Raw genomic sequence first — 11,355 nt, forward strand, 5'->3', positions numbered from 1 at the left:
ATGTCATGGAGAGAAAACCATGGCCTGTAGAATTCACATCCTTGGCGCTGCGGGCGCCGGTACGTCCACCCTGGGCAAGGCGTTGGCCGACCGCCTGAATGTGGCCTTTTTCGACTCGGACTTCTATTACTGGCAGCAAACCCCGGAGCCATTCTCTGCTGCCCGACCCAAAGGTGAGCGCATCCGCCTGCTGCAGGAACACACCGCACGCCATGAAGGTTGGGTGTTGTCCGGCTCGCTATGCGGATGGGGGGATACCATGATCCCACTGTTCACCCACGTGGTCTTTCTGCGCCTGGACCCCGACGTCCGCCTGCATCGCCTGCGCGTGCGAGAACAACAGCGCTACGGCGACCAGATACTCGAAGGTGGCAGCCGCCATGCAAACAGCGCTGCATTTCTTGACTGGGCCGCGCGTTACGACGACGGCAACCACAGCCTGCGCAGTTTGCGTCGGCATGAAAGCTGGTTGAAACCACTGAGTTGCCCGGTGATCCGGCTGGACTCTACGCGCCATTCGGTTGAGGCGTTGTTGACTCAATTGATGCAGTGGGTGAGCCCAGCAACCGGGAGATAATGCCAGGTGTGGCAGGCTCGGCCGATACGACGTCGAACCGGCGTTTGCTCATTCCCCATCCGGGTGCAAACCCCGGGAAAAACACCAGCCCTTGGGCCTCCAGACAAAACGCCAGGGCCAGTCGAGTTTCATCATCCACGTCGCCGTGGCTCTCCAGTTGTTGAACGGCCTGCACCGCCACGTCAGCCTGGCGGGCCAGTTCTTCGCGGCTCCAGCCCAACATGACACGGGCCTGGGCGCTGTGTTTGGCGGTGAATTGATGAAGGACGATCTGCTGTTCTACGAAAGAGCTCATTGCCAGAGAGGACATGGGGATTTCTCCAGGTTCGACAGGGGAGGCACAACTATACTGTGTTTTTATACAGTTGTTCCTACCGCTCATCAACTCGGGGCAATGGCTGGCGTTCCAGCTTGCGCCTATTCCACGCCGGGCGCCTCGCGAATGATCAGGTGATCCAGGTTTTCAATATTGGCACTGAATACCCCGAACGTCTGCTCGGGGTTCTTCTTGCTCGGCACGTGCTTGAGCTGCGGCGTGACGCCATAGAAAAAGCAATACAGCGCTTGTTCGCTGGCTGCTGCGGCCTTGATCTGCTCCAGAAATGCCGTGCGCTTGCGATAGTTCTCGATGAGCTTTTTGCTCAGGTAGACGTTGACGGCGTAGGGCTTTTTGTCGAGCCATACCTTCTTTTCGAAGTCGATGCGAAAGCTGCTGGTGTAGTCCTTGATGGCCTTGATCCTGCCCCAGTAGATCAGGCCCTTGTTGTCCTGCAGGTATTCGATTTTTTTGAAGAACGTCCAGTACGTCGCCGTGTGCTCGCCGATTTTCAACGGCATTGATTTGAGCTTGTCCTTGTCATCGATATTTGACACGTAGCACTCCACCGGGTGGGCGAATACGCTGGTTTTGTCCGGGGTGGTGTCGTTGTTGCCGTGGGATGTGGTGACGCGATTTGAAGGGGTCTTCGTTGATTCTTGCAGGGCGACGTTCTCGGTGCCTGTCAGATGGCTCTTACGTTCGTATTGACGCCGTGTCAGCACAAACTCCGACGGGAAGTTTTCCTCGCGATCGTCATCGCTTTCTCCGGTCGCGTTCCGGTGCGCGCTGGCGTAGCGGCAACCTTCGATATGCCGGGTGCCGGTCTTGTTCTTGAAGTGCGGCGTGCGCTTGTAGTTGAGGTTCTTTGCGTTGAACGTACTCAGGGTATTGCCGGTATCGAACGCCGCGCGGCAGACATCGTTGGGGCACAGAAAGTGGTCTGTGTCGGAATCGAAATCGGCGGTTTCGTCGAAATTCAGGTCTCGTACGTCATAGATCGACAGCTTGTCATCGAGACTCAGGCTGTAGGCCGTATCGAATTTCATGGGGCTCGGGTCCGTGAGAGGTTTGGCTATTAATAGCGAGAACCTGCGCAAATATCAGCAAGAACTTGCAACCCGTCGCCCACTCAGGAAACACAGGGTTCCACCGGCTGCGGTCAATGCCGCCAGGGCATAAAACATGCTGGCCGGCGTCGCATTGATCAGCAGGTACCCACACATCACCGGGCTCATCGCTCCGCCAAACGCCGCCAGGTTCTGCGCGCCGTAGTAGCTGCCCCGCAGTGCATCGGGGGCGATGGTGTCGATAAACAGGAACTCTGCGGGGTAGATAATCATCTCGCCCAAGGTGAATACGAACATCGCCAGGCACCAACTGACCAGGCTGTCGGCCAGGCTGAACCCCATCAACCCGAGAATAAACAGCAAGGTGCCCAGCGCAATCCAGTGGCGTAACTGCTCGCGTTTGAGAAAACGGCCAATCTGGTACTGCAGCAAAATCACCGTGATGGCGTTGCAGGCCAACACGGCGGACAGAATCTTCAAGGCGGCTGCGGGCTTGTAGGCAACCAGTAGAAACTGCGACAGATACAGGGTGTAGCGCCCGTGGACAATGGTGCTCAACAAACTGCCGCTGGTGAAGAGGATCAGCGTGCGGTCGCTGCGCAAGGTCTGCAGGGTGCGCAGAAAGCTTTGCGGTTTATGACGGGTATCCCGTGCGGTCGGGGCAATGCCTACCATCAGGAACAGGCTGCCAAAAGCAATCGCGCTGGCGATCAGGAACGGCGCCCAGGGCAGTTGGCCGGCAATCACCACGCCGACCATGGGGCCTGTGGCATAGCCGACGTTGGTCAGGGTGTAGCGCAGGGAAAACACTTTGGCGCGCTCACCCACCGCGAGGTTTTCGCTGATGATCGCCTTGGAACCGATCAGGAACAGCGCCGACGCGGCTTCAGTGATCACCAGGGTCAGCGTGGTGAGGTAGAGGTTGCTGGCAAACGTCAGCAACAGAAAACCGATGGAGCTGGAGAGCATGGCCAGGATCAGCAGCTTGCGCTTTTCCAGGCGGTCGATGATGTAGCCGCCGTACAAACCGAGCAACGTGGCGATAAACACGGCAACGCCCATCAGCAGGCCGATGTCCTGCTGGTTGAGGCCCAGGCGGGTGCTCAGCCAGAGGGCCAGCAGCGGGCTGGTCATGGACCGGCTGACCACGATGGTCACCGAGCAAATCAACAGGCGACGAATTACCAGGGAGTAGGTGGCCACGGTGGGGGAGAGCATCCTTGTTTTTGCTTATGAACACACAGATCCAATGTGGGAGGGGGCTTGCCCTCCCACATTTTCAGACCTTGTTTCTACTGGCCCGCATTGATGCTGATCTTCTCGACCGCACCTTGCTCCAGATCCCACTTCTTCAAAATCTTGCCGTAGGTCCCGTCATCAATCATGCCCTGCAACGCTTCACTGATCGCGGCGACCAACTCCGTATTGCTCTTCTCGATCCCAAGCCCGGTGAACTGTTTGGAAATCGCCAGCCCCACCGGCTTGTACTTGCCTTTGTCCAGCGACATCAGATAAGGAATCGTCTCGCTGCCCTGCATCGCCGCATCCAGGCGGTTCTGCTGCAACTGCGCGCGCGCATCGGCCGAGCCTTCGGTGCCGATCACCACGATCGCCGGCTTACCCGCCGCTTCGCAGTTTTCCTTGCTCCACGCGGCAATTTCCGACGGCCAGGTGGTACGGCGGCTGGTGCCGACTTTTTTACCGCACAGGTCAGTCAATTCCTTGATCTCTTCACGCTTGGCCAGGGTGTACAGCTGCGGGCCACTGGTGAAGTAGTCGATAAAGGTCACCGATTTCTGACGCTCGGCGGTGTCGGTCATGCCCGACAGCACAATGTCGACGCGCTTGGTGGTCAGGCCGCTGAGCATCTGCTCGAAGCCGGTTTCCTGCCATTTGATCTTCACACCCAGACGTTCGGCCAGGGCGTTGCCCAGGTCGAAATCAAAGCCGGTGAGCTTATTGGTGGCCGGGTCCTTGAAATCCATCGGCGGGTAGTTCGGCACGATGGCCGCGCTGATCTCACCCTTGTCCTTGATGGCTGCGGGCAAGGCCGCGAACACCGCGCTGGAAGCCATCAGGCCGGCGAGCAACGAAGGAATAAACATCTTTTTCATGGGGGCGTTCTCGTTAGTTTTTTAGTTAAGTGCGAACGGCAGAAATAAAGCTTTGGGTGCGCGGGTTTTGTGGGCTTATTAGAATGTCTTCGGGGCTGCCGGCTTCCACAATCTGGCCGGCATCCATAAACACCATGCGGTTGGACACTTCACGGGCAAAGCCCAACTCATGGGTGACCACGATCATGGTCATGCCGGTGGTGGCCAAATCGCGCATCACCGACAGCACTTCGCCTACCAGCTCCGGGTCGAGGGCTGACGTGGGTTCGTCAAACAGCATCAGCTTGGGGCGCATCGCCAACGCACGGGCGATTGCCACACGCTGCTGCTGGCCGCCGGACAACTCCACCGGGTAGGCATTGCGCTTGTCCGCCAGGCCCACGCGGGCCAGCAACTCCAGCGCATCCTCGGTGGCCTCCTTGGGCGAGCGCTTGAGCACCTGGCACGGGCCTTCGATGATGTTTTGCAGCACGGTCATGTGCGGGAACAAATTGAAACGCTGGAACACCATGCCGGTGGCCAGGCGCTGCCGGGCGATCTGCACTTCGTTCATCTCGTGCAGTTTGTTGCCGACCACCCGGTAACCGACCAGTTCGCCGTCGACCCACAGGCCGCCCTTGTCGATTTTTTCCAACTGGTTGACGCAACGCAGCAGGGTGCTTTTACCCGATCCTGATGGGCCGATGATGCACATCACTTCGCCTTGCTCGACCTCGATATTGATGTCGCGCAGCGCGTGATACTGGTCGTAATACTTGTTCAGGTTGACGGCCTTGACGATGCTTCTCATGGGGGCAAATCTCCTCAACCCAGACTTACGAACGCTTGCCGGCGCCGCGGGCAAAACGACGCTCGAGGCGGCTTTGACCAAATGAAAGAACCGTCACCACCGCCAGGTACCAGATGCCGGCCACCATCAGCAGCTCCATGACCCGCGCGTTGGCGTAGTAGATGTTTTGCGCGTTGTGCAGCAGCTCCGAGTACTGGATCACGCTGGCCAGGCTGGTCATTTTCACCATGCTGATGAACTCGTTGCCTACCGGCGGAATGATCACGCGCATGGCCTGCGGCAGAATGATCCTGCGCAGCGCCTGCAGGCTCGGCATGCCGATCGACTTGGCCGCTTCGTACTGGCCGGTGTCCACCGACAACAGCCCGGCGCGCACCACCTCGGCGGTGTAGGCGCCCTGGTTGATGCTGAGGCCGAGCAGGGCGGCCACAAACGGCGTCATCAGGTCAACGGTGTCGAGGCTGAACAGGCCGGGAATGGCGATCACCGGGAAGATCAGCGCCAGGTTGAACCACAACAGCAGTTGCAGAATCAACGGCGTACCGCGAAACAACCAGGTGTAAGTGATCGCCACGTAGCGCAGGATCGGGTTGGCCGACATGCGCATGATCGCCGTGATTACCCCGATGACCACGCCCAGCGCCATCGCCAGGATCGACATGATGATGGTATTGGCCAGGCCCCAAAGAATGGCTTCAGATGTCAGGAACTGCCCGATGTAGGACCATTCGATCTGACCATTGGCAAACGCACGCAACAGCGCCGCCAACGCAATCACGATCAACGTGGCAAAAAACATCCGCCCGTAATAACGCCGCGGTACGTGCTCGTACTGGGTGATATCGAACTGATTCTCGGACAACTTGCGCTCTATCGCCAAGCGCTCGGCCGGGGTTTGGTTCATGGTGATTCTCCGAAACTATTAACGCTCTAACGGGTGTACGCGGTCCAAGTGTGGGAGCTGGCTTGCCTGCGAAGAGGCCGGCCCAGACGCCACAAAGTCCACAGACTCAAATCCGAAACCCCTGATATCCCTCAGCCCACTTGTGCTGCTCAGCCAACGCCACCTTCAACCGCCCAATCTGCTCCTTCACCCGCTCCGGCGCCGTGCCACCCCACCCGCTGCGCGCCGCAATCGCCGCCTCCAGGGTCAAGCAATCGCGCACCTCAGGTGTGAGTCGCGTATCCACCTGCGCCAACATTGCCGGTGAGGCTTCCCACAACTCAATCTCATGCTTCTCACAGGCCTGCACCAACGCGCCGGTAATCTCATGCGCTTCTTTAAACGGCACGCCCCGGGTGGCCAGCCAATCCGCCACCTCAGTGGCCAGGGTAAAACCCATCGGCGCCTGCCGCCGCAGCTCGTCGACCTGCACCTTCATGGTCGCGACCATCCCGGCCATCGCCGGCAACACCAGCAGCAAGGTGTCCACACTGTCCAGCACGCTGTGCTTGTCTTCGCTCAAGTCCCGGTTGTACGACAGCGGCAACGACTTGAGCGTCGACATCAACCCGGTCAGGTTGCCAATCAAACGCCCGGCCTTGCCCCGCGCCAGTTCGGCAATGTCCGGGTTCTTTTTCTGCGGCATGATCGAGCTACCGGTAGCGTAGGCATCATCCAATACCACCCAGCGAAACTGGCGCGACGACCACAGGCAAAACTCCTCCGACAGCCGCGAAATATTCACCCCGAGCATGCCCGCCACAAACAGAAACTCTGCGACATGGTCGCGGCTGGCGACAGCGTCGATGGAGTTTTCGCACGGGCCGGTGTAACCCATTTCCTTGGCCGAATACTGCGGCTGGCGTGCAATCGCCGAACCCGCCATCGCCGCCGCGCCGAGGGGCGACAACGCCGTACGCGCATCCCAATCCACCAGGCGCTGCACATCGCGCAGCATCGACTGCGCATGGGCCAGCAAGTGGTGGGCGAACACAATCGGCTGCGCCTGCTGCAGATGGGTGAAGCCGGGGCAGATGCTCTCAATATGCTGCTCGGCCTGCTCGACCAGTGCCTGCTGCAAACCCAGCACCTCGGTGGCGATGGTGCGCGCATGGTCACGCAGGAACAGGCGCAGGTCGTTGGCCGTCTGGTCATTGCGCGAACGCCCGGCGCGCAGCTTGCCGCCCAGGGCGCCGAGGCGCTCGGTCAATACGCGTTCGATAAAGGTGTGTACGTCTTCGTCATCCAGGGTTGGATGCAGGCGGCCGGCGGCGAAGTCATCGCCGATACGGTCCAGGGCTTCCAGCGTGCGCAGGGTCTCCGACTCATCCAGCAACCCGGCGCGCTGCAACTCACGGGCATGGGCACGGGAGCCGGCCAGGTCGTAGGGCGTGAGGCGAAAATAGCGCTCGGGGCAGCGCGACAACGCGGCCAATGCCGCAGACGGACCGGTCTTGAAACGAGCGCCCCAAAGGCGGTCGGTGGGCTGGGACATGGGTATTCCTCACGCTTGTTTTTAGAAGAGTCGGAGGCAGTAACAAGAAAATTTCAACGCGTTGGAACCGGCGTCTGACGCGCCGTATTCAAGGTTGCCAAGGGCGGATGTTTATGTTCATTATCGCCGCCTGGCTATGTTCAAGGATTGGGTTCAAGCCTGTTGAATATGGCACTCGAGGTCAACGCGCATTATGGAAACCCCACTTTCCACTTCTGGAAACCTGCCCCCCAAACCCGGCACACGACCACCGCTGCAACTGAGCGGGCTGGACTTCAAGTTGCTGCGGGTATTCATGGCCGTGGTCGAGGCCGGCGGTTTCAGTGCCGCGCAAAACGAGTTGAACGTGGGCCTGGCGGCCATCAGCAAACAGATCTCCGACCTCGAGATTCGCATCGGCATGCGCCTGTGCACACGGGGCCGGGAAGGCTTCGGGCTGACCGAAGAAGGCAAGTTGGTGTATCAAGCGTCCATTGAGTTATTTACCTCAGTGGACAGTTTTCGCGACAAGCTTAGTTCAGCGCAAAACGAGCTTATTGGTGACCTTAGTGTGGGCGTTATTGATAACACCGTCTCCGACATTAACTCGCCGCTTATTGCCGCCTTGCGCACCTTGCACAGCGAATCGCCAAAGATCAGATTGCGCCTGCACGCCTCGCAATTGGATGAAGTTGAGCGCGGCGTCGTGGAAGGGCGCCTGGTCGCCGGCATCGTCCCGGTGTACCAACGTCGCGAAGAATTCGACTACTTCCCACTCTACGAAGAAAAGGCCCACGCCTACTGCGCCGTAGGACATCCGCTGTTCACCGCAAACGACATCCCGCCCGAGGTACTGCGCCAATACGAAGTGGTCAACCACCGCTACGCCATCCACCGCGACAAGCCCAACTTCGTCAACCATGACAGCCAGTCCGCCTCGGCCTCCCAAGTGGAAGCCGTCGCCATCCTGATCCTCACCGGCCGCTTCCTGGGTTTCCTGCCGGAACACTACGCCGCGCCGTTGGTAAGGGAAGGGCGCCTGCGCGTACTGTGCCCGGAGCTGGTCCACCTGAGTACCGCGTTCAACCTGATCCTGCGCCACAACGCGCCAAGAAGTCCGATGGTCAAAGCCTTTGCAACGGCGCTGGGCGTGGACCTGAAGACGCCGCTCTAAGCCCCGTCAAAGATCAAATGTGGGAGGGGTGGAGCTTTAGCGAGGCAGCGATGGGATCGACTAGGTTCTCCAGCCGATCCCAATCACCCGCATCACCGCTGCAACCGAGCCCGCCTTTTCTTCTTCGCATGAAAATGCCGAAAATGCGCATCCTGCGCCGCCGCCAGCAACTCCCGATCCCCACGCGTATCGCCCCAGGCCCTGAGCCGATACTCCCCCAGGTCCCCATATACCGCTTCAAGCCGCAGCACCTTGTTCTCACAGCGGCAATTATTTCCCGTGAGCTTACCGGTCAGCACCCCATCCACCACCTCAAGCTCAGTCCCGATCAAGCGGATCCCCAGCCGATCGGCAAACGGCTGCAACACCAACGCCGGCGACGCCGAACACAGCGTCACCACCGCGCCCGAGCCCAACTCCTGCTCCACCGACAACACCCCCGCTGGACGCATCAACCGCGCCCAATTGCGCTGGCAGTACTCCTCGGCCTTCTGCTGCACCCACGCCTTCTCCACCCCGGTCATAAAGGTGCGAATCAACTGCGCCTTCAACTCATCCCGGCTGATCTGCCGCACCAAAAAACGCAGCCCCGGCACGGCCAGCTTCACCATCCGGCCATAAAACGCGCCAGTGCCAAAGGCAAACTTGAGGAAGGGCACGAAACTGTCGTGGTGGGTGAGGGTGCCGTCGAAGTCAAAGACGGAGAGTACTTTGGCGTCGATGGGGCCGGCTTCGAGCATGTCTGGGTTCACGGGTTGGCCTCGGTCCTATCTAGTATTTTTTGAATGTGCATCAGGTGTGACAGCAGGAGTCTACTCCCGTGCCAATCTTCCGATTTTGGCGTAAAGCTCTTCGGTGAAAGCCTCCCGATCACTCGACCGGTGACAACGCTGATGGCAATTGGGGCACAAGGCTACAGCATTGGAGATGCGATCCGAACCCTTCTGGGCGAGGTGCTTGACGTGATGTACTTCAAGAAATGGCAGGCCGTCGACCTCGAACGGCGCGTTTGAACCGCAGCCTTCGCAGATGCCGTTGGCCTCTTTCAGCACCCAGGCGCGTACTTTTGGATCGCGAACGAACGCTGTGCTGACGGTAGATACTTTCTGCGGTTGGACAATGCCGTCCGGTCTTTTCAGGGAGGATTGTTGCTGCAGCTTGGACGCGCGGCGGATAAGCGTTTGCTCGTCTGCTGTTTGGGCAGCGTCCTCGGATTCGAACACACCCTGCGCGGCGAGCGCTTGGCGGATGCGTTGTTCTACGCCCGTGCCCACGTTCTTCGCAGGCTTATAGCCTTCGATGCGCTCCAGGCCCATACGGTCTAGCACGGTGGAGATGTTTTGCATGCGGAACTCGATGGAGCCCTTCGCACGACTTGCCACCGGGCCTTCGCGCAGAAGTCGGTTCTCGAGGGCTTTGTTGAAAGACTGACCGCTCTGTTCCCAGGCCAGCATCTTTAGGTAAGCCTCAACCGCCGCTGCCAGCTCCGCGTCGCTCCAGTCCGTTTTGTCTTTCGTAATATCCATACAGCCGCCGAGGGTAGAAAACTCTCGGACGATACTGAGTAGCCATTATGGCGTCTATGAAATTTCCTACGTGGCGGTCGGAGTTGGCGGGCGTCTTCATCAGAAGGATCCCTTTCAATTTAGTGAACATAAAAAAGCCCTGAGCAAGTCAGGGCTTTTTAGTATTGCTCGGATCAGTCCCAGCTCAGCGCACCGCCAGTCTGGTACTCGATTACACGGGTTTCGAAGAAATTCTTCTCTTTCTTCAAATCCATAATCTCACTCATCCACGGAAACGGATTCGTCGTCCCCGGATACTCTTCCTTCAACCCAATCTGTGACAGGCGACGGTTAGCGATGAACTTGAGGTAGTCCTCCATCATCGCCGCATTCATCCCCAGCACCCCACGCGGCATGGTATCCCGCGCGTATTCAATCTCCAGCTGCGTCCCCTGCAGAATCATCTGGGTCGCTTCTTCCTTCATCTCGGCATCCCACAAGTGCGGGTTTTCGATTTTGATCTGGTTGATCACATCGATCCCGAAGTTCAGGTGCATCGACTCATCGCGCAGGATGTACTGGAACTGTTCGGCCACGCCGGTCATTTTGTTGCGGCGGCCCATGGACAGGATCTGGGTGAAGCCGCAGTAGAAGAAGATGCCTTCCAGTACGCAGTAGTAGGCGACCAGGTTGCGCAGCAACTCTTTGTCGGTGTCGACGGTGCCGGTTTCGAACTTCGGATCGGAGATCGAACGGGTGTATTTCAGGCCCCAGGCGGCTTTTTTAGCGACCGATGGGATCTCGTGGTACATGTTGAAGATCTCGCCTTCATCCATGGCCAACGATTCGATGCAGTACTGGTAGGCGTGGGTGTGGATCGCTTCTTCGAAGGCCTGGCGCAGGATGTACTGGCGGCATTCGGGGTTGGTGATCAGGCGGTACACGGCCAGCACCAGGTTGTTGGCGACCAGGGAGTCGGCGGTGGAGAAGAAACCGAGGTTGCGCATGACGATGCGACGTTCGTCATCGGTCAGGCCTTCGGGGTTTTTCCACAGGGCGATGTCGGCGGTCATGTTGACCTCTTGCGGCATCCAGTGGTTGGCGCAGCCGTCGAGGTATTTCTGCCAGGCCCAGTCGTACTTGAAGGGCACGAGCTGGTTGAGGTCGGCGCGGCAGTTGATCATGCGCTTTTCGTCGACGGCGACGCGGGCGGAGGCGCCTTCGAGTTCGGCGAGGCCTTCGGCGACGTCGAGTTTGTCCAGTTCGGCCTTGGCGCGTGCGATGGCGGCCGAATCACTGGCGGTGACGGCGCGGGCTTCGATGGCGGCGGCGGCGCCGGCTCCGTCGAGGCGGTCCATGTTGGCTTCGGTGGCGTGGCCGGCGTTGGCGCCT

General features: G+C 59.2%; 12 protein-coding genes. 2 read left to right on the forward strand and 10 right to left on the reverse strand.

The genetic code is table 11. The annotated features are described in order from the left end of the window. The first annotated feature begins 19 nt into the window (after positions 1–19). Positions 20–577 (forward strand): AAA family ATPase, encoded by a 558-nt coding sequence (locus BFP89_RS22940; protein WP_065887754.1) that lies wholly within the window; start codon positions 20–22, stop codon positions 575–577. Here BFP89_RS22940 and BFP89_RS27920 read toward each other — a convergent pair. The 7 genes from BFP89_RS27920 to argH all read right to left on the reverse strand — a co-directional run bounded on the left by BFP89_RS27920 (position 507) and on the right by argH (position 7,305). Further along, a complete protein-coding gene (locus BFP89_RS27920; RefSeq protein WP_083208132.1) occupies positions 507–887 on the reverse strand; it encodes a helix-turn-helix domain-containing protein in 381 nt (126 codons plus the stop codon). The two genes, BFP89_RS22940 and BFP89_RS27920, sit on opposite strands and share 71 nt — an antisense overlap. 107 nt (positions 888–994) lie before the next feature. Next, positions 995–1,942, reverse strand: a complete 948-nt coding sequence (locus tag BFP89_RS22950; RefSeq protein WP_065887756.1) for a hypothetical protein — start codon at positions 1,940–1,942, stop codon at positions 995–997. A 54-nt stretch (positions 1,943–1,996) separates the two neighbouring features. Next, a complete protein-coding gene (locus BFP89_RS22955) occupies positions 1,997–3,166 on the reverse strand; it encodes an MFS transporter (protein ID WP_065887776.1) in 1,170 nt (389 codons plus the stop codon). Between the two features lie 89 nt (positions 3,167–3,255). Next, entirely contained in the window at positions 3,256–4,077 is an 822-nt protein-coding gene (locus tag BFP89_RS22960; RefSeq protein ID WP_065887757.1) for an ABC transporter substrate-binding protein, read from the reverse strand. A 25-nt stretch (positions 4,078–4,102) separates the two neighbouring features. After that, positions 4,103–4,867 carry an amino acid ABC transporter ATP-binding protein gene (locus BFP89_RS22965; RefSeq protein WP_065887758.1) on the reverse strand — a complete coding sequence of 255 codons (765 nt, stop codon included), beginning with the start codon at positions 4,865–4,867 and terminating at the stop codon, positions 4,103–4,105. A gap of 25 nt (positions 4,868–4,892) precedes the next feature. Further along, the gene (locus BFP89_RS22970; RefSeq protein WP_065887759.1) at positions 4,893–5,771 is read right to left on the reverse strand and encodes an amino acid ABC transporter permease; all 879 of its coding nucleotides are present in this window, start codon (positions 5,769–5,771) and stop codon (positions 4,893–4,895) included. A 106-nt stretch (positions 5,772–5,877) separates the two neighbouring features. Further along, positions 5,878–7,305 (reverse strand): argininosuccinate lyase, encoded by a 1,428-nt coding sequence (argH, locus tag BFP89_RS22975; protein WP_065887760.1) that lies wholly within the window; start codon positions 7,303–7,305, stop codon positions 5,878–5,880. A gap of 193 nt (positions 7,306–7,498) precedes the next feature. Between argH and BFP89_RS22980 the strand changes: the two genes are divergently transcribed. Then, complete coding sequence (locus tag BFP89_RS22980) at positions 7,499–8,458, forward strand: LysR family transcriptional regulator (protein WP_065887761.1); 960 nt, start codon at positions 7,499–7,501, stop codon at positions 8,456–8,458. 92 nt (positions 8,459–8,550) lie between these two features. Here BFP89_RS22980 and BFP89_RS22985 read toward each other — a convergent pair whose 3' ends face one another. The 3 genes from BFP89_RS22985 to BFP89_RS22995 all read right to left on the reverse strand — a co-directional run bounded on the left by BFP89_RS22985 (position 8,551) and on the right by BFP89_RS22995 (position 11,321). After that, on the reverse strand, positions 8,551–9,198 hold the full coding sequence (locus BFP89_RS22985) for an HAD-IB family hydrolase (protein WP_065887762.1): 648 nt from the start codon (positions 9,196–9,198) through the stop codon (positions 8,551–8,553). Between the two features lie 72 nt (positions 9,199–9,270). After that, entirely contained in the window at positions 9,271–9,984 is a 714-nt protein-coding gene (locus BFP89_RS22990; RefSeq protein WP_065887763.1) for an HNH endonuclease, read from the reverse strand. A 173-nt stretch (positions 9,985–10,157) separates the two neighbouring features. Then, positions 10,158–11,321 carry a ribonucleotide-diphosphate reductase subunit beta gene (locus BFP89_RS22995; RefSeq protein ID WP_176718027.1) on the reverse strand — a complete coding sequence of 388 codons (1,164 nt, stop codon included), beginning with the start codon at positions 11,319–11,321 and terminating at the stop codon, positions 10,158–10,160. Between the last annotated feature and the right edge of the window lie 34 nt (positions 11,322–11,355).

This window comes from Pseudomonas sp. 31 R 17 (assembly GCF_900004915.1).
GTDB lineage: Bacteria > Pseudomonadota > Gammaproteobacteria > Pseudomonadales > Pseudomonadaceae > Aquipseudomonas > Aquipseudomonas orientalis_A.